We start from the raw sequence: 18964 nt of genomic DNA on the forward strand, positions 1-18964 counted from the left end.
CTTAACGTAACTCCCTGTTTCTTAAAAAGTCACGAACATTGCTTTCCGCCTGACGCGAACTTGCTGTATTCGTTTGATTGGATGAACTAGCCGTAGAACCTGCTGCCGGCTGTATGGGTGCAAATGGCACACTTCCAGCTGAAGCGGCACCGCCCATCATCTTATCTAAGGGTAGAAACATCATATTGTTACCATTCTCAACACCCATAAACACTTTAGACGTATTGTTTAGAACATTGGTCATGGCTTCAATATATAGACGTTCGCGCATGATTTCAGGCGCGTTTTGATACTCGGTAACAACACTCACAAAACGTGATGCTTGACCCTCTGCTCTGGCCACGACTTGGTCGCGATATGCGCGTGCTTCTTCAACGATACGTGCTGCTTGACCACGCGCTTCTGGAATAACCTGGTTGGCATATGCTTCTGCTTCGTTAATCAAACGCTCACGGTCCTCACGAGCCCTAACAACATCAGCAAATGCTGATTGAACTTGCTCTGGTGGCTGTGCATCCTGTAGGTTCACAGACGTAATAAACAAACCTGCTTCGTATTGATCCAGGTTACGCTGAGTAAGCTCACGTACCAGTGCTACCACTTCAGTACGACCTTGGGTCAATACAAAATCCAGCGAGTTACGGCCAACAATCTCACGCAACGCACTTTCAGAAGCGGCCCGTAAGGTGGTGTCTGGATCACGGACATTGAATAAGTAATCAGGCGCTGATTGAATACGATATTGCACCGCAATACGCACATCGACGATATTTTCATCACGTGTAAGCATTAATGCTTCTGATAGGATGCTGCCTGTGCGATTTTGATCATCCGTTCGATAGCCAATTTCAGTGGTACGAATACGATCTACGTTAACTTTAGTGACCGACTCAACAGGAAATGGAATATGCCAATGAGGTCCTGGGCCCGTTTCTGTTACATACGAACCAAAACGTTTTACGACACCTCTTTCGGCGGTATCAACGATGTAAACACCCGATAATAACCAAATTACGAGTAAAACCAAAAAGGCAACACTAATATGTTTACCGGTAAGACCACCACTAAAGTTTCCGCCGCCACCGCTAAACATTTGCTGCGCTTTTTTTAACAACTCATCAAGTTCTTGATCTGATTTGCGCTGTGGTCGTTTAGGTGGCTCATTGTTATTGCCAGAGCCTTTACCAGGATTTCCCCAAGGGTCCTGTCCGGGCTTTCCGGGTTCATTCCATGCCATTTTGTTCTCCAGTCATTTTGGGATGCTATATTTTAGGGTTATAAGGCTGAGTTGTCATCCATTAACTTATATTCATTGCGGATAATCGCATTAATTGTAGTTCATAGCTAGTCTAACACGGGCAGCTTACTGCAATTTTTCAATATATTGGCACTCAGGCCATTTGCTAACTTGATGATATTGCTGTTCAGTTAAGTACACCTGCATACCAATTGTGCCATCCTCGTCACACGCTTCTTGCTCTACTTTACCTAAAGCATAAAGTTGTGCTCGACGGCGACCTGCTTCTGCACCTAGCTTGATGTGCATTCTAACAAACTGACCTTTAAAAAAACTGGCTAGGGCGTCTTTAAGTGCCGATATACCAAGATCGTTTTGAGCCGATATCCATACTCTAGCAGGGTATCCCGATTCATCATAATCGACACGGGGTTCCAAGGCGGGTTGCAATAGATCAATCTTGTTATAAACAAGGAGCTGAGGGACTTCATCCGCACCCACTTCTGTTATGACCTGTTGTACTTGCGCTATCTTGTCATCTCGAAGTGGGTCAGCTGCATCAACCAAATGGATCAATAAATCAGCTTCACTGGTTTCTTCCAAGGTGGATCGAAATGCCGTAACAAGATCATGAGGAATATGTCGAATAAACCCGACTGTATCGGCCATAATAGCTTGACCACCACCCGGAAGGTGTACACTCCGTAGTGTCGCATCCAAAGTAGCAAACAATCTATCCTCAGCATACACATCTGCCGATGTAAGTTGGTTAAACAGTGTTGATTTACCCGCATTAGTATAACCAACAAGCGTAATAGTAGGATGGTCAGAGCGTTGACGAGACTGCCTACCTAACGCCCGTTGTTTGCGAACTTTATCAATACGTTTTAATAAATGCTTGATGCGCTCCTGCAACAGACGTTTATCTGACTCAAGCTGTGTCTCACCCGGACCACGCAACCCAATACCGCCCTTCTGACGCTCCAAGTGAGTCCAACCACGCACCAGACGCGTGGACATGTGGCGTAACTGCGCCAACTCAACTTGCAACTTACCTTCATGAGAACGCGCACGCTGTGCAAAGATATCCAGGATCAACCCTACTCGGTCAATCACGCGGGCTTTAACCACACGTTCTATATTACGTTCTTGTCCCGGACTTAATGCATGGTTAAAAATCACCACATCGGCTTGGTGTAATGCCACCGCTGCCGCGACTTCATCTAACTTGCCTGAACCAATAAATAGTTTAGCGTCTGGACGATCGCGCTTGGTTTTGATTAACTCGGCCTGCTCTGCGCCTGCCGATTCGACTAGTTCTAAAAACTCAGTTAACTCTTCTCGACAAGTTTCATCTTCAAAATCGACATGAACCAGCACTGCTACATCAAGCTGTTTACGCTCTAAGCGCCCAAATAATTCCATACTAAAGGGTGGTTATTCCGCGTCGGCTTTGTCAGAGTCGTTTTGAGTAGCGAAATCATAGGCTTTCGGGTCACGCATTGGCACAATAGTAGAAATGGCGTGTTTATAAACCATTTGCGTGACATTGCTACGCAACAACACCACAAACTGATCAAACGAGTCAATACGACCCTGTAGCTTGACACCGTTAACCAGATAAATAGACACGTTAATACGTTCTTTACGCAGGGCGTTTAAATAGGGGTCTTGAATCGGAACGGCCTTTGCCGGTTTTAGCTTGTCCATTTTGCTATCCTTATTATTGTAAATGGTATTATTTTTTTAACCCAAAAAGCATATCACAACTATTCAGCCATATCTTTACATTTTCGAGCCACCTCTTGAAGCACCCGCGTGATCAGCTGTTCAGGGCTATGGGCATAGGGATCCAAAATGACAGCATCGGTCTCTTTACGCAACCAGGTTATCTGGCGTTTAGCCAACTGCCGAGTTGCCACTAACGCCTTATCATATAACACGTCTTCAGGGTAGTGACCGGCAAAAAACTCCAGCACCTGACGATAACCGACACTGCGCATGGCTGGACTTTCTGGGTTGTGTTCTGGCTGCTGCGCCAGTGAAGCCACCTCTTCCACCAGGCCTGCTGCAAACATGCCCTGTAACCGCTGCGCGATTTTGATATGCAAGGCTTGACGTGATACAGGCATCAATGCAACCTTAAGTAATGGGTAGGTCCATGGCGTCGAGCGACTATGTTGCAAACTACTTAAACTCTTACCACTGACTTCATAAACTTCTAATGCACGAATCAACCGTTGCTGGTCAGCTTGATTAATCCGCGCCGCCGCTTGAGGGTCAACTTTCCGTAATTTGGCATGCAGCGCTGCTGGATTTTGCTCAAATTCAGCCTGCAACCTAGCGCGTATATCAGCATCGGCCGTTGGTAAATCCGACAACCCTTGCGTCAAGGCATTAAAGTACATCATCGTCCCGCCCACAAGGACAGGAATCTTACCGCGTGCAAAAATCTCTGTAGCAATGCGCTGTGCGTCCGTTACAAATTCAGCCACGGAATAGCTTTGCGCCTGCCCCAAGAAATTAATCAAGTGATGCGGTACTGTGGCTAACTCCGTATCCGTCGGCTTGGCTGCGCCGATGTTTAGATCACGATAAATCAGCACTGAATCTACATTGATAATTTCGATAGGCAAATACTTGGCGAGCGCTAAAGCTAGAGCAGTCTTGCCACTAGCAGTAGGCCCCATAATGGCTATAGCAGTGGGCTGCTCGATAAACTGATTCCAGTTACAGGTCGGCTCTGACATTAACGACCTCGCATAAATAATTGATCAAGCTGCTCTACGGAGAGCTGCACCCAAGTTGGACGACCATGATTACATTGTGAAGAGGCAGGCGTGCGCTCCATATCACGTAACAGTTGATTCATCTCCGCAAGGGTTAGTTGACGATTAGCGCGTACCGAACCATGACAAGCACGTCGGGATAAGATCGCGGCAAACTCTTCTTCTAGCATTGTTTCAGGTCGTTGCTCGGTCAGCCAATCTGCAAAGACTTTTTCAAGTAACTCCATCAGATTTAAACCCTGCAACACTGCGGGAACGGCCATAACACGAAGTTGTTCTGGTCCAAGCTGCTCAAACTCAAAGCCCCAGCCTTGCCACCAAGCCACATTCGCCTCCCAGTGCATGATGGCTGCAGATGAAAGATGCAGCACTAAAGGCACCAGCAAAGGTTGCGAGACAATCTGTTGCTTGCGCCATTGCTCTTTTAAATCTTCATAGACAATGCGTTCATGGGCAGCATGCATATCCACCAGTACCAGGCCTGCTGCATTTTCCGCCAAAATAAACACCCCTTTTATTTGCGCTTTGGCAAAACCCAACTTGGGCGCCAGTGATTGCTGCTCACTAGACTCTTGAATAACTGATGGACTATTTGACTGTATCCCTATGGCATAGCTTGATTGATCGGGCTGCTGAAAAGCAAAGGCACCAGCTAAGTCTTGAGTTGAATTTGCATGATCAGCAGCTAAAACCAGGGGTGCTTGGCGTAAATGCGTTGATGGTAACAATGACTGATCGGACAATTCGTTACTAGCATGCTCGCTTGCAGGCCTGGTCGCGCCCTCATGACCCGATACAAGCGGCTGCATCACGGCATCTCGAATTGCGCGCCGGACATGATCAAAAACCTGCCTGGCATGTTGAAAACGCACTTCATACTTAGCCGGATGCACATTCACGTCCACTTGATCAAAGGGCACATTAATAAATAGTACAAATACTGGATGACGTCCATGATAAAGCACATCGGCATAAGCCAGCTTGACTGCTTGCAATAATTGGCGGTCGCGTACAATGCGTCCATTGACAAATACAAACTGTTTGTCGGCCAATCCGCGGTGATAAGTAGGCAGACTCACCCAGCCCTCAAGGCTTACACCGGGCAAAGACTGCCTGATATGCAAGGACTGCTCTACAAAAGCTTCACCTAACAAGGCTGCTAGTCGGACTAGATACAACTCACGCTCACTAGCAGGCGCAAAATCAAACACTTGCTTACCATTATGAACAAGGCTGACCCCAACACCAGGGTTAACGAGCAGACTGCGCTTGAGATAGTCTTCTATTTGGGTGAATTCTGCGCGAGGTGTTTTAAGAAATTTTCGACGTGCTGGTGTATTGTAAAATAGAGAAGCCACTTTTATACGCGTACCAATAGGTGCTGCTACTGGCGTTAAAGCGTTCCAGCTGCCGTCATGGTTATTTTGTAATAACCAAGCATGAGATTCACTTTGATGATAACTAGATATGCCAAACTGACTGACTGATGCAATACTGGCCAAAGCCTCACCGCGAAAGCCCAAACTGGCAACACAGGATAAGTCTTGGTAGCTTTTTACTTTGCTTGTGGCATGTCGCTCTACAGCGAGCGGTAAATCTTCAGCTAAAATACCCCGACCATTATCTTGTACCTCAATCAGCTCTATGCCTGCATTCTCAAGCCATATATTTATTTGAGTAGCCCCAGCATCCAACGCATTTTCAACCAGTTCTTTTACCACAGATACCGGGCGTTCAACCACTTCGCCAGCCGCAATCTGATTAGCTAAATTATCAGGCATTTGAATAATGCGATGGTCAGTCATAGGATAATAGTGTGAATTAAAAAGAGCGTTATTCTAACAATATCATCAACAACCAACCAGTTTAAAAGGCGATTAGTTAGCCGCTAATAATTGCTGTCTAATAGGAATGCGCAACTCTGTACCCACTCTTAACTGATTCGCATTGGTCAAATTATTCATTTGCATAATTTCATTAATAGACACACCATGACGCTGTGCAATGCGAGATAGTGTATCTCCAGACTGCACTTGATATGAGCGATGATACTGTACTGTCATTGCATCAGTAACAGGTATCCGAAGGCTACGACCTACAACTAATTGATTTGGGTTACGCAACCCATTTAATCGCATCAACTCACGTGTGGTTACACCATAAGTAGCCGCTATTGTTGAAAGGTTGTCACCTCTTTGAATAGAATGACGGACGAATAATGGTTCACCCCAGTTTGGCTTATGGCCAGTTTCTTTTACAAAGGTTTGCAATCCATCAGCTAAAGAACGGGCAAACTGGCGCTGAAATCTTGGATTAACGAGTAATCTTTCATCTTCTGGGTTAGAAATAAACGCGGCCTCTACTAAGATTGAGGGCATATCAATTGAACGCAGTACCGCAAAATTTGCAGCCTGAACGGTTGATTTATGTAGGTGCAATCCGCCACCGCTCATAGAAGATAATACTTGCGACCCTAATTTCCGACTTGCTTGTAAACTTGACTCGCGTGATAAATCACTCAAAACAAATGCTACATCTTCATTACGCCCTGCCAAGGTTACAATTCCAAGGGCTTCATTCTCACGCTCAGCCATGGCTCGCGCCATGGCACTGGACGCGCCACGCTGTGATAATACATACACCGAACCGCCACGGGGTTGTGGGCTTGTATAGGCGTCTGCATGAACTGAAACGAATAAATCAGCTTGGTGACGGCGTGCAATACGAGCTCGCTCATCAAGACTCACATACACATCGCGATCACGGGTTAAAACCGCGCGCATTCCTGGTAATCGATCAATCTCGTCTTTGAGTAATTTAGAAATAGCCAGCACCACATCTTTTTCAAATACACCCGTTGGGCCAATAGCACCTACGTCGTTACCACCGTGGCCCGGATCAATAGCAACTACAAACTCCCTACCAACTCTATTATGGTGTTGTAACGACTCACGTACAGCTGGCTGTGTAGCAACTGGCACCGGCTGTGCAACTTGGTTTTCATCGGCTTTGACTTGCCTTGCTACTGACGGAGCTGGTGATGGCTTCACAGCTGTTTGCGATGATTCAGGAGCCTGAGCGATAAGCGTTTCTGCTAACTGCGGCGCCTGTCTAACACGCTGACTGATGTCAACAACTAGACGTTGTGGACGCTGCGCTGTTTTGGCTAAAACAAAATGTTTGTATTGATAATTTTCCGACAGGTCTAGCACAACGCGTGTACGTCGTTCATCAGTCGCCATGCGAATACCCGATAAACGTACATCCTGAAAACGCTGATTTCTGAAACTTATGTTACTTTTCGCATTGGGAAAATCGATGACAATTCGAGGTGGGTTGTCTAGATGCATAACACGATAAACATCGGTATTAGCCATTTCAAACACGACCCGTGTTTGATCAGGTGTTTGACCCAAACGAACACTATTCAACTCAGCGGCAATCACAACTTGGCTTGTCATTAATAAAAAGCCCGTCAGCAGCGCTTTGAGCGCTATACCCAGCTTATGTTTAATATGTATTAATTTAAAGACATACATCGTAACAGCACCTGCTGATTAGTTCTTGGAATCAGTATAGACCACAATTAATGCAAAAATCAACAACAACAATAAGTTGTGAGCAAGACTTAAAGTAAAAACTAGCTTAACTTAAAACCACTTAACCATAATTGCATTGGCATCTTTATTGACTGCAATGATATATAACGACCAGTTTCATGAATACTTAAGTCCAATATTATATCGGGCACGGGTAACAAACCCCCGGCCTTAGATGGCCACTCCAGTAAAATCACATCAGCCTGTTGCTCAAAATCTCGAAAACCCAAATACTCAAGTTCTTCAGCTTCTACAAGACGATATAAGTCAGCATGCAACACATAACAGACTTCCGTTGCATAACTTTCAAGTAACGTATAGGTGGGACTTTTTACTCTTAATGTCGGATCTTTTAACAAACCACGAATAAATGCTTGCGAAAAACTCGTCTTGCCTGCACCCAAGTCACCTTGTAAATACCAAACTTTTGGACGAGTATGCACGGGGCTTTGTAACCAATATTCGGCCAAGTTTTGTGCAAATGAATCTGTGGCATCTTTATCCGCAAGATAACATTGTTTGGTAGTATAGGCATTATGAAACATGAATACTCCTCGTCTAAAGATAACGATTTAGTTGAATTGACCCAACTTATTTCCCAACAAGCATTGGAGCTGGGTTTTAGTCATTGCGGTATTAGTGATACTGACCTAAGTGCCTATGAGGCAGACTATTTCAATTGGATAGGGTTAAAGTATCATGGCACAATGAGCTACATGGATAAACATGGCACAAAAAGAACACGCCCCTCGGAACTTATTCCAGGCACTCAAAGTGTAATTAGCCTATTGATGCCCTACTTCGAGTATGATCAACACCATCCCATTCAGCAACTGCAATCACCTCAGCATGCGTATATCTCACGTTATGCACTTGGACGAGATTATCATAAGTTGCTTCGCAAAAAGCTAGCAAAACTCGCTGAGTTTATTCTCACTTTGCAGCCAACGGCGGCTTTGCGAGGTTTTGTAGACTCCGCTCCCGTTCTAGAGAGACAACTTGCTTATCGTGCTGGACTGGGATTTCTTGGCAAAAACAGTCTTCTTATTCACCCTAAAGCTGGCTCTTGGTTTTTTATTGGTGAACTTTATACCGATCTTTGCCTGCCTGCCAATACCAACCCAATTAAAGACGGTTGTGGTAGTTGCCAGGCCTGTAAAGTAGAATGCCCTACCCAAGCCATAGTCGCTGATGGCGTAATCGACTCTCGCCGATGCATCTCCTATTTGACAATCGAGCACCCAGGTTCAATTGACGAGTCATTACGCCCCCTTATGGGGAATCGGATATACGGGTGTGATGATTGCCAACTAGTGTGCCCTTGGAACCACTTTACACCTGCAAACCAACAACAAGACTTTAAAGTTCGCCATGATTTAGATCAAGCCACTTTACTTGAGCTATTTAACTGGACTTTAGATGAATTTGAAACAAGAACAGCGGGATCAGCTATCAGACGAATAGGATTTGAAAAATGGCAACGGAATTTAGCAATTGCACTTGGTAACGCCCCTCATAATTCGAATGTTACTGCGCTTTTAAAGCAAAAACTGGGTATGGTGAGTGAGATGGTCGACGAACATATCCTTTGGGCGTTAGCACAACAAAAGGTTAAAGAAAAACTAACCAAAGATAACGTTCCTAGCACAATAGGTCGGCCCGTTCACGCTGCAAAATATTATGTACCCAAAACAACTGGAAAAATCACTCAAATAAACTTTCTAAATCCACCTGAATAATTACTTGATCGCGATAATGCGCAATACTTGAAATGCCTTTAGCGCCACGGCTATTGTTATAGTTAGATAAAGGTTCAAACAAGTGTTCAGGAATATCTTGTACTTCTTGAACTTGATCAACCAGTAGCCCAATTGCATGGGATTCGTCAAGCTCGACAACAATGATTCGCGCCTGATCTTGATGTGGTTTATCTGGTAATTGAAATAATCGCCTGGCACTTAGCACGGTAATAATGATCCCACGCACATTAATCACACCCAATACTTCCGCCGCTGATCCGGGCACATCACGAATCTCACCCACACGTAATACCTCACGGATACGACTAACCGTTAAACCATATCGCTCGCCTTCAAGACTGAACACCACAAAACGAACTGTATTGTGAAGACGGTTATCTTCATCGTAATCAGCATCCTCTAACATTGCTCTATCTGCTTCTTTCACTAGAACACCTACTCAAATCGTTCAACCACACCTGGAACATCTAAAATAAGTGCAATACTGCCATTACCAGTGATGGTAGCACCCGCATAACCCTGTAAATTAGATAATTTAACCCCTAATGGCTTGATAACCACTTCTTCCTGGCCATTAACCTGCTCAACGACGAAGCCTACTCGCTGGTTACCAAACGACACCATCACAACCTTGTAACCGGTAAAATCATCTACCATAGCATCAGGTTTTAACCAGTTAGACAAAAATAATAGGGGAACGCTTTTATCTCTTAAGCGCACCATTTTACGATTATCAATAAAGTTAACGTTATCAGCATTGTAATCAAATATTTCCTGCACACTTGTCAACGGAATAGCGTAACTATCACCATCAAACGACACCATTAAGGTTGGCAAAATAGCAAGCGTTAAGGGTACACGAATCAAAATACGCGTGCCCTCTCCTAAACGAGAGTCAATCTCAATACTGCCGTTCAATTTTGTGATCATATTCTTAACCACATCCATACCGACACCACGACCAGAAATATCACTCACCTGCTCGGCCGTTGAAAAACCTGCCGCCATAATCAGCATAAATGCCTTGCTATCTTCTAGCTGTTGTGCGGCTAACTCATCCATTAAACCTTTTTCAACAGCTTTGCGCCTTAAAAGGTCTGGATCCATTCCCTTGCCATCGTCTAATATTGACAACAAGATATGGTCACCTTCTTGCTCCGCTGCCAAGATAATTTTTCCCGTCTTATCCTTGCCCTGGTTTGCTCTATCCTCCGGCATTTCAATACCATGGTCCACCGAATTGCGTACCAAATGCACTAAAGGGTCTGATAAGGCCTCAACGAGGTTTTTATCGAGATCGGTATCTTCACCACGCAGCTCAAGATCAATTTGCTTACCTAGTTTTCGTGACAAATCTCTAACAACACGTGGAAAACGCCCAAACACTTTTTTAACCGGCTGCATCCGCGTCTTCATCACCGCAGCTTGCAAATCGGTTGTAACATGATCAAGATTAGATACGGCATTGGCCAAGGCTTCGGTCTCTGCATCCTGACTTCGAATAGTCAGAAGTCTATTTCTTACTAGCACCAGTTCGCCCACAAGGTTCATAATTTCGTCAAGACGACGCGTATCCACCCTAACAGTGGATTCAGGTGCTGCAGCCGTTGGCGCTAGTTTATGTTTTGGCGCTGTATCGGCTTTAGCAACGGACTTAGATACTGTCGGGGCAGTCTTGGAGACTGGCTTTGAGACTGAGTTAGGTGGTTCGGTTTGATCAACTTTGGGCTTAACCGATGTTGTAGGCATGGAATTGTCTGCAGCCAAAACTGTTTGATCACGTTGCGCCAGCAGCGCCTCAAACTCTTCATCGGTTATTTCTCCATCTGGGTCAACCCCTTCTGGAAGCGCTAGGTTAACGGCTGATGCGGATTCATTCGATTTTGTGGCAGAGTCAAGACTATCACGTTGTGCAAGCAGGGCTTCAAATTCGTCGTCGGTTATTTCACCATCAGGATCAACACCTTCTGGCAGCGCTAGGCTAACAGATGAAGCCGGTTCATTCGATTTTGTGGCAGAGCCTAGGTTATCACGCTGTGCAAGTAAAGCTTCAAATTCATCGTCGGTTATGTCACCATCGGGATCTAAATCATCTGGCAATGCTAGCGTGGTCAGATCCGCATCACTTGCTTCAGACTCGGTAGATGATGGTTCCGAGCCTGTACTATCATCTGCTGACTCAGAGACATCACCACGATAAATAGCTTCAAGACTCGTGAGTAAACTGGCAGGCGGTTCCTCTAACTCACGCTCTCCTTGCTGGAGCGCGCTGATCATGTCGCGTACCACATCAAATGCATTGAGAATAGCATCTGCAACACTTGGATCATAGTCAATCTGTTGGTTACGAATACGATCAAAAACGTTTTCTGCAAGATGGCATACGCTAACCAACGGGGTCACACCCAAAAACCCTGCACCCCCTTTGATAGTATGAAAACCGCGAAAAATTGCATTCAAGAGGTCAGTGTCTTGCGGAGCCGCTTCAAGAGAGATTAATTGCTCATCTAGCTGAACCAATAATTCATCAGCCTCAACTAAAAAGTCTTGTAATATTTCTTCATCCACTGCCAACAATCCTTTTCAGTATTAATTAATGATGCAGAGTGCTGCTATAGTCCCAGTTGTGCAAGTAAATCATCTGCTTCCTGCTGTGACGACACACTGTCTTTCTTACTACGCTGCGTTATGTTAGGTCCTACACCATGAGCTAGATTGCTTCCTTCGTCGCGTTCTGCAATATTAAACTCACCTAGGAGCGCTGACATTTTTTGGTGCTGATCCAGTAGTTCTGCTTTTAATCGATTAATTAACTGTCCGTGCAAGTCAGCAAATTCTTGAGCTTGAATTATTTTTTGAATAGCCAAATGCATGGCATCTTCCTTGGTTAAACTGCTCTGCAGCTGCTCACAAACCTCAAGCACTTCATTAGCCGCATCTTGACTACGGTTAAACAAATAATCATAAGCCTCAAGCCACTGTAATTGCTGATCACCAAGCTGATCTCGCCATAGACTTATCATCTCATCACAAAATTTTTGATTGTTTTGCGCGTTAGCATCATTCATATACGACCCTCGATTACTGGGTTAAGTTGAACGTTGAGCAACTCGCTCAAAAATCTTTTCAATTTTTTCATTCAGTGTAGCCGCCGTAAAAGGTTTTACAATATAACCATCCACGCCTGCTTGTGCTGCTTCTAAAATTTGGCTGCGTTTTGCTTCAGCGGTGATCAGCAAAAATGGCGTGGATTTTAAGTTCGGGTCGGCTCGAACATGACGCAAAAGGTCAATACCGGTCATTTTAGGCATATTCCAGTCACTTACAATAAAGTCATATTTACCTGTTTGCACCATTGGCCATGCAGTCGCTCCGTCATCAGCTTCATCAAAATGACTAAAACCTAGTTCTTTCAGGAGATTCTTAACAATTCTACGCATAGTTGAGAAGTCATCAACAACTAGAATTTTCATATCACGGTTTATCATCAACAGCACCTATCGTTATTAACTTTTATATAGTTTAAGATTTAAATCACATCCAATCTATTAATTTTGAGCGTAATCTTTTTATCGCAGACGAATGAATCTGGCTCACTCTAGATTCACTCACGCCTAAAACTTCACCAATCTCTTTTAAATTAAGTTCTTCATCATAATAAAGAGCCATGACTAGCTTCTCTTTTTCTGGAAGTTGTCCAATATAATTAGCAAGGGCATGCTTGAATTTATCTTGAGACAAAATACTCAGTGGGTTTTCATCTTTTTCGTCCGGTATTTGAGATTCTGCTAACTCAAAATGATCCGGTTCATCGATAGATAATAAAGATGCGCCCTGAGTGTCTCGTAACATTTGATGATACTCAGCAAGTGTTGTGCCCAAAGCTTCAGCAATATCATCATCACTTGGATGGCGACCCAACTGCTTTTCAAGTTCGGCAATCACACGACTAATTTCTCGCGATTTACGATGGACTGATCGTGGTGTCCAATCACCGCGGCGCATTTCATCGATCATAGCACCGCGAATTCTAATCGACGCATAGGTTTCAAAACTAGCACCTTGCTGCTGTGAATATTTTTGTAACGCCTCAAGTAACCCTACAACACCCGCTTGAATTAAGTCATCTACCAACACCGAACTCGGCAACCTTCCACGCAAGTGAAAAGCAATCTTTTTTACCAGTGGCATATGTTGCTCAACTTCTTGCCAATTGGGTTGTTGGTTAGCAATTTGTTGATAAGCAAGCGTTTGACTCATTTATACTCTCATCAAGGTTGATAAATTTAAAGTTTCAACATATTTCGCACAAACTGTCCAAAATAATGGGTACTTTTGTGAGCGGATTTATTTGTAAGACCTGCTGCCATTGCTCTAAATGACTTTGCCGCAGCACTCTCGGGAAAGCTCAAGATGACGGGCGATTGTTTTTGGACAGCACTACGTAAGTCATGATCAAACGGGATTGCCCCAAAAAATGTTATCGAAACACCCAAGTACTGCTGGCACACTCGAGAAAACTTTTCATACAAGCGCTTACTTTGTGCCGGCGACCGGCTCATATTTACGACAAGTTTAAAGTCTTGTACTTGATAGTCTTTACTTAATACCTTCACCAGCGCATACGCATCAGTAATTGATGCAGGTTCATCACATACTACCACTAATACATCGTTTGCAGCTTGACAAAAAGTAACAACACTATCCGCGATCCCTGCAGCAGTATCAATTATCAGTATATCCATGTCCGAGCCAAGACGTTCAAACTCTCTTAGCAGCCCCATATTTTCTTGTGGCGACAAATTGGCTAAGCGTTTTACCCCCGAGGATGCAGGAATGATTTTGAGTCCTGATGGGCCAGATTGTAAGATATCTCGCAACGTCTTTTCGCCATTAATGACATGCGATAAGTTAAACGGGGTATTTAAACCTAACATAATATCAACATTAGCAAGGCTAAAGTCTGCATCCATCAACATCACTTTCTGCCCTAGCTTGGACAAGGCTACACCCAAATTAACTGAGACATTGGTTTTGCCCACGCCACCTTTACCACTGGCGACCGCGATAACACGCACCAGATTATCTGCACCCGTTTCACTATCAGGCGTTTTTTTGGGTGATGCAACAGTTTGCTTAAACTGGCTTTTCATAGCACGCAAACCCGCAGCTTGGTCTTTAAGCACCGCCTACCTCCTTCGCCCAACCCATTTTGAGTAACTGATCATAATCAGTCGTATTTTGTGCTAGATTTTGCTGTCCCAACAACATGGCACGATCTACAAGCTCATGAGCAGTCAAGCGTTGCAGATCTTCTGGCACTCGCTGCCCTACTGAGGTATAGGCTAGCGGTAACTCTGTATCTACTAACACATTAATTGCGTGACCCAACTGAAGTGCCTCATCAAGCTTAGTCAGAATACAGCCATGCAATGTAACCTGGCTAAAGGATTTCACAATGTCACGCATAACATTAAGTTGTGTAGCGGCTGATAAAACAAGCAAATTACGCAGTGAGCGTTGCGTTGATTGGCCCGCGGTTAATTGGCGAGACAAATGCAAATCACGTTGGCTCATGCCCGCTGTATCAATCAGGATCAGTCGCTTATTGGTTAGGGTGTCAAGTAAAATGTTGAGTTCCGCTTGCGTGTTAGCAACATAGACTGGTACACCGATTAAATCAGCAAAGGTTTTTAGCTGCTCTTGCGCGCCAATTTTATAGCAATCTGTGGTGATAAGCGCAAGATGACTTGCACCATAACGTAGAACAAAGCGACTTGCAATTTTGGCGATACTGGTAGTTTTACCAACGCCTGTGGGTCCTACCAAAGCAATGATGCCCCCTTGCTCAATAACATCCTGAGACATGGTTGGTATCATAGCTTCAATATCTTGCATAATAAATGACCAGGCCTGGTCTTCGTCCTGTTCACAATCCGCGACAAGCTTTTGACATAATTCAACACTGAGACCAATCGCCATTAACCGCTTTATTAGCTGCATTTTTGCCGGCTTTGCCTGCGCAACCTGTCCCCATGCAAGACTGGACAACTGCTGTTCCACCAAACTTTTTAATGCTTGGATGTCCTGAGCCATCCGGTTCATGTCTTGTTGATGGTTCATGGCAACTAACTCAGGGCGCAACAAGCTTGATGCCGCATCGGCTCGCTCGGTAGATGATGGTTTAACATCTAAGTTAACCACCACTTCTACTCCACGATCAAGCTGGCGAGAAGACAAAATAATCGCATCATCACCAAGCTCATGGCGCACTTTTGCCATTGCTTGCCGCATTGTGTCTGCAGTAAAACGTTTTACTTTCACCCTGCGCACCTTGTTGCTTTGATCAACTATTACCCACCCTTGCTACTACACCGATTTGCAACCCCTCCGGCACCTCAGTGTACGCCAAAATATTTAGACTTGGCAAACTGAAACGAAACAGCTTGACCAACTGAGCTCTAATTTGCGGTGACACCAATAAAATGGATGGTTCACCTTGAACTTCCAACTTTTCTATTTCGGCCTTCAAAGTTTTGTGTAACCGATCAGCTAAACCAGGCTCGATAGCTAACTGACCTTCTGGTGCGCCTTGACTTGCCTGCATAAGCAGCTGTTCAAGCGAAGGGTCCAGTGTGATAACTTGCATGTTATTTTTCATGCCAATAATCGCTTGTACAATCGCGCGTCCCAGCGCAGCACGTACATGCATCAATAACTGAGCAGCGTCTTTTGTATGAACAGCCTTCTCAGCCAGTGCCGCAACTATATTACGTAGGTCTTTAATGGGTACTTTTTCAGCTAATAGCCCTTGTAATACCTTTACCACGGTTGCAAGAGGCAAGCTTTCTGGCACCAAATGATCAACTAGCTTGGGCGCGCTTTGCTTCAATTTATCGAGCAGCTGCTGCGTTTCATCAAAACCAAGTAGTTCGGCTGCATTATCTTGAATAACCTGGCTGATATGAGTAGCAATAACCGTACTCGCATCAACAACGGTATAACCCAAAGCTTGCGCTTCTTCACGGTCCTCCAGTTTGATCCAAACGGCTTCAAGCCCAAATGTCGGGTCTTTCGTCTTGGTGCCAGCGATGTCTCCAAAAACCTGCCCAGGGTTAATGGCTAATTCACGATCAGGCATAACCTCACCTTCACCCACAGCTACACCCATCAACATTATTCGGTACTGATTAGGTTTTAGTTCAAGATTATCACGAATATGCACCGGCGACACGAGAAAACCGAGTTCTTGTGAAATCTTTCTTCTAACGCCTCGTACACGATCAAGCAACTGACCATTTTGTGACTGATCAACTAACGAAATAATCCGATACCCAACCTCTAAACCTAATAAATCAACATGATTCACATCATCCCAACCCAACTCGGCTGGTTTGGCCGGCTTATCATCCTCGCTTTCGTTGGTTAACGGCTGTGCGCGTTTAGCTTGCTGCTGATTGCGATAGATCAAATACGCCCCGGCTCCTGCAATCAAGGCAAAAGTTAAAAACGCAAAATTGGGCATCCCTGGAATCACGCCCATGACAGCCATAATACCCGCTGTCACACCCAAGGCTCTTGGGTCTGAAAATAGCTGGCTCTCTACCTGCTCTCCCATGTCAGCGCTCTCTCCTGACACACGGGTTACGATAATGGCCGTTGCCGATGACAATAACAGTGCTGGAATTTGGGCAACCAGACCATCGCCAATCGTTAAGAGCGTATAAATCTCAACGGCTTCTCCAAAACTTAAACCATGTTGCCCCACACCAATTGCAAAGCCACCAATAATATTGATTAACAATATAATAATACCGGCTACAGCATCACCTCGTACAAACTTGCTTGCACCATCCATAGAACCATAGAAATCAGCTTCCTGCGTGATTTGCTTTCGCCGCTCTTGGGCTTGCTCTTGGGTAATCAAACCCGCACTTAGGTCTGCATCAATTGCCATCTGCTTACCAGGCATCGAGTCTAAGGTAAACCTTGCACTGACTTCTGCAACACGCCCTGCACCTTTGGTGACCACAACAAAGTTAATAATAACCAGTATTGCAAAAACGATGATCCCGACAGCGTAATTGCCGCCAATGACAAAAGCACCAAAGGCTTCAATGACCTTACCGGCGGCATCACCTCCATTTTGACCCTCAAGTAATATAACGCGCGTAGAAGCTATATTTAATGACAGCCTAAATAGTGTTGCCACCAAAATAATAGTCGGAAAAACGGCAAAATCTAACACCTTACGAGCATATACAGTGACCATCAGAATCACTAACGAAAGCACAATGTTAAAGGTAAAAAAAACATCCAATAGCCATGGTGGCAGCGGAATGGTAATCATGCCTAACAAAGCGAGGATAGCGAGCGGTGCCCCTAAGCCCTGCTTAAACCAACGTTGCACTTGTTGTATTCGCGTTGTTTCGGCAATCATGTTGTTTTACTTAGGGCTCTTGTTTTAGGTCAGGAGGAATAAATAAGTTTTCAGGATCAAAACTTGCATTCCGGCCGTCACGCAAGCTAAAGACATAAGCCAATACAGCAGCAACGGCACGGAACAACCCATCTGGAATGGGCTGATCTATCTCAGCATTATAGTATAACGCACGAGCTAAAGCAGGCGCTTCAATAATTGCGACATCATTTTCATTGGCTAAGGTTCTGATCTGTAGAGCCTGAAAGTCGGCCCCCATTGCCAAAACAATAGGAGCTGACATTTTATTCGGCTTATATGACAAGGCGACTGCAAAATGGGTGGGGTTGGTTACAATGACATCCGCTTCAGGAACCTTCTGCATCATACGCTTTTGGGACATTTCACGCTGAATCGCTCTAATTCTTGCCTTAACCTCAGGGTTACCTTCTTGCTGCTTAAATTCTTCTTTAACTTCTTGCTTAGTCATTTTCAATTTATTTTGATGCTGCCACAACTGAAATGGTACATCGATAATCGCGACCACAATCAATGCTAAACTCACAACAATAAAAGCTTCAATGATAATTTTGGCTGCATGGGCTAGCGCTTGCTTTTCAGCTTCAAGCCCCAGTGATAACAATTCGCCAAACACAAAATAAATGAAGGTAACAGCTACTAACAGCACCAAGCTAAACTTCGCAAGGGCTTTAAGTAACTCCATAAGCGCCTGCATAGATACCATCCGCTTGATGCCTTTGAGCGGATTGAGTTTCTCAAACTTGGGGGCCAAGGCTTTGACACTAAAATTAAACCCACCCAATAACGATGAGCCAATCACCGCAACAGCCAGCATAACAATTAAAAAAGGTAAGATCATTAGCAAAGCCGCTGCAGCCATTCCCATAATTAAATCGACCGCTTTTTTGAGGTCATAAATATGATCTCGATCAAGGCTCATCGCAGAAACCATGATCTGTTCAAAGGAGGCCATCATCCCTGGGCCAAAGAAATACAGGAATAGTGCTGCCGATATCACCATTAAAAAGGTAGTCAGCTCTCGCGAGCGAGCAATATCCCCTTTTTCACGTGCTTCTCGAAGCTTTTTTTCGGAGGGTTCTTCGGTTTTTTCCTGGCCGTCAGCATTCTCAGCCATTATT

The 18964-nt window shown here is 44.6% G+C and carries 17 protein-coding genes; 1 reads left to right on the plus strand and 16 read right to left on the minus strand.

Annotated elements, in window-relative coordinates; all coding sequences use genetic code 11:
- Window position 1: 1 nt before the first annotated feature.
- The 7 genes from hflK to tsaE all read right to left on the minus strand — a co-directional run bounded on the left by hflK (window position 2) and on the right by tsaE (window position 8170).
- Window positions 2–1237, minus strand: a complete 1236-nt coding sequence (gene hflK, locus BM293_RS07095; RefSeq protein WP_093447997.1) for an FtsH protease activity modulator HflK — start codon at window positions 1235–1237, stop codon at window positions 2–4.
- 126 nt (window positions 1238–1363) lie between these two features.
- Window positions 1364–2662 (minus strand): ribosome rescue GTPase HflX, encoded by a 1299-nt coding sequence (hflX, locus tag BM293_RS07100; protein WP_093447998.1) that lies wholly within the window; start codon window positions 2660–2662, stop codon window positions 1364–1366.
- 12 nt (window positions 2663–2674) lie between these two features.
- The gene (gene hfq, locus BM293_RS07105) at window positions 2675–2947 is read right to left on the minus strand and encodes an RNA chaperone Hfq (RefSeq protein ID WP_093448000.1); all 273 of its coding nucleotides are present in this window, start codon (window positions 2945–2947) and stop codon (window positions 2675–2677) included.
- A 59-nt stretch (window positions 2948–3006) separates the two neighbouring features.
- On the minus strand, window positions 3007–3987 hold the full coding sequence (miaA, locus tag BM293_RS07110) for a tRNA (adenosine(37)-N6)-dimethylallyltransferase MiaA (protein ID WP_093448001.1): 981 nt from the start codon (window positions 3985–3987) through the stop codon (window positions 3007–3009).
- Window positions 3987–5831 (minus strand): DNA mismatch repair endonuclease MutL, encoded by a 1845-nt coding sequence (gene mutL / locus BM293_RS07115; RefSeq protein WP_093448003.1) that lies wholly within the window; start codon window positions 5829–5831, stop codon window positions 3987–3989. The genes miaA and mutL overlap by 1 nt, the downstream gene beginning before the upstream one ends.
- A gap of 72 nt (window positions 5832–5903) precedes the next feature.
- The gene (locus BM293_RS07120; RefSeq protein WP_093448004.1) at window positions 5904–7565 is read right to left on the minus strand and encodes an N-acetylmuramoyl-L-alanine amidase; all 1662 of its coding nucleotides are present in this window, start codon (window positions 7563–7565) and stop codon (window positions 5904–5906) included.
- Between the two features lie 101 nt (window positions 7566–7666).
- Entirely contained in the window at window positions 7667–8170 is a 504-nt protein-coding gene (tsaE, locus tag BM293_RS07125; protein ID WP_093448006.1) for a tRNA (adenosine(37)-N6)-threonylcarbamoyltransferase complex ATPase subunit type 1 TsaE, read from the minus strand.
- Between tsaE and queG the strand changes: the two genes are divergently transcribed.
- On the plus strand, window positions 8162–9364 hold the full coding sequence (queG, locus tag BM293_RS07130) for a tRNA epoxyqueuosine(34) reductase QueG (RefSeq protein ID WP_093448007.1): 1203 nt from the start codon (window positions 8162–8164) through the stop codon (window positions 9362–9364). The two genes, tsaE and queG, sit on opposite strands and share 9 nt — an antisense overlap.
- Here the strand turns inward: queG and BM293_RS07135 are convergent.
- Genes BM293_RS07135 through flhB form a run of 9 tightly spaced genes read right to left on the minus strand, consistent with a single transcriptional unit; the run spans window position 9330 to window position 18960 of the window.
- Window positions 9330–9812, minus strand: a complete 483-nt coding sequence (locus BM293_RS07135; protein ID WP_093448009.1) for a chemotaxis protein CheW — start codon at window positions 9810–9812, stop codon at window positions 9330–9332. The genes queG and BM293_RS07135 overlap by 35 nt on opposite strands.
- Window positions 9813–9820: 8 nt before the next feature.
- Entirely contained in the window at window positions 9821–11953 is a 2133-nt protein-coding gene (locus BM293_RS07140; RefSeq protein WP_093448010.1) for a chemotaxis protein CheA, read from the minus strand.
- Window positions 11954–11997: 44 nt separating this feature from the next.
- Window positions 11998–12453, minus strand: coding sequence for a protein phosphatase CheZ (locus BM293_RS07145; RefSeq protein ID WP_093448012.1), 456 nt, complete (start codon window positions 12451–12453; stop codon window positions 11998–12000).
- A 21-nt stretch (window positions 12454–12474) separates the two neighbouring features.
- Entirely contained in the window at window positions 12475–12870 is a 396-nt protein-coding gene (locus tag BM293_RS07150) for a chemotaxis response regulator CheY (protein ID WP_200770627.1), read from the minus strand.
- A gap of 49 nt (window positions 12871–12919) precedes the next feature.
- Window positions 12920–13645, minus strand: coding sequence for an RNA polymerase sigma factor FliA (locus BM293_RS07155; RefSeq protein WP_093448015.1), 726 nt, complete (start codon window positions 13643–13645; stop codon window positions 12920–12922).
- A 26-nt stretch (window positions 13646–13671) separates the two neighbouring features.
- Window positions 13672–14571 (minus strand): MinD/ParA family protein, encoded by a 900-nt coding sequence (locus BM293_RS07160; protein WP_093448016.1) that lies wholly within the window; start codon window positions 14569–14571, stop codon window positions 13672–13674.
- Complete coding sequence (gene flhF / locus BM293_RS07165) at window positions 14564–15709, minus strand: flagellar biosynthesis protein FlhF (RefSeq protein ID WP_093448018.1); 1146 nt, start codon at window positions 15707–15709, stop codon at window positions 14564–14566. The genes BM293_RS07160 and flhF overlap by 8 nt, the downstream gene beginning before the upstream one ends.
- Before the next feature lie 22 nt (window positions 15710–15731).
- Window positions 15732–17825: a flagellar biosynthesis protein FlhA gene (gene flhA, locus BM293_RS07170; RefSeq protein ID WP_093448019.1), complete on the minus strand. Its 2094-nt coding sequence runs from the start codon at window positions 17823–17825 to the stop codon at window positions 15732–15734.
- A 10-nt stretch (window positions 17826–17835) separates the two neighbouring features.
- Window positions 17836–18960, minus strand: a complete 1125-nt coding sequence (flhB, locus tag BM293_RS07175; protein WP_093448021.1) for a flagellar biosynthesis protein FlhB — start codon at window positions 18958–18960, stop codon at window positions 17836–17838.
- Window positions 18961–18964 lie beyond the last annotated feature (4 nt).

It is taken from the genome of Thiomicrospira sp. ALE5 (assembly GCF_900112445.1).
Taxonomy (GTDB): domain Bacteria; phylum Pseudomonadota; class Gammaproteobacteria; order Thiomicrospirales; family Thiomicrospiraceae; genus Thiomicrospira.

Bases quoted from the DNA above. Each gene is read 5' to 3' on its own strand.
- BM293_RS07145 (WP_093448012.1), bottom strand. From the start codon at position 12,453: ATGAATGATGCTAACGCGCAAAACAATCAAAAATTTTGTGATGAGATG.
- miaA (WP_093448001.1), bottom strand. From the start codon at position 3,987: ATGTCAGAGCCGACCTGTAACTGGAATCAGTTTATCGAGCAGCCCACT.
- flhA (WP_093448019.1), bottom strand. From the start codon at position 17,825: ATGATTGCCGAAACAACGCGAATACAACAAGTGCAACGTTGGTTTAAG.
- queG (WP_093448007.1), top strand. From the start codon at position 8,162: ATGAAACATGAATACTCCTCGTCTAAAGATAACGATTTAGTTGAATTG.
- mutL (WP_093448003.1), bottom strand. From the start codon at position 5,831: ATGACTGACCATCGCATTATTCAAATGCCTGATAATTTAGCTAATCAG.
- BM293_RS07155 (WP_093448015.1), bottom strand. From the start codon at position 13,645: ATGAGTCAAACGCTTGCTTATCAACAAATTGCTAACCAACAACCCAAT.
- tsaE (WP_093448006.1), bottom strand. From the start codon at position 8,170: ATGTTTCATAATGCCTATACTACCAAACAATGTTATCTTGCGGATAAA.
- flhB (WP_093448021.1), bottom strand. From the start codon at position 18,960: ATGGCTGAGAATGCTGACGGCCAGGAAAAAACCGAAGAACCCTCCGAA.
- hflX (WP_093447998.1), bottom strand. From the start codon at position 2,662: ATGGAATTATTTGGGCGCTTAGAGCGTAAACAGCTTGATGTAGCAGTG.
- BM293_RS07120 (WP_093448004.1), bottom strand. From the start codon at position 7,565: ATGTATGTCTTTAAATTAATACATATTAAACATAAGCTGGGTATAGCG.
- hfq (WP_093448000.1), bottom strand. From the start codon at position 2,947: ATGGACAAGCTAAAACCGGCAAAGGCCGTTCCGATTCAAGACCCCTAT.
- hflK (WP_093447997.1), bottom strand. From the start codon at position 1,237: ATGGCATGGAATGAACCCGGAAAGCCCGGACAGGACCCTTGGGGAAAT.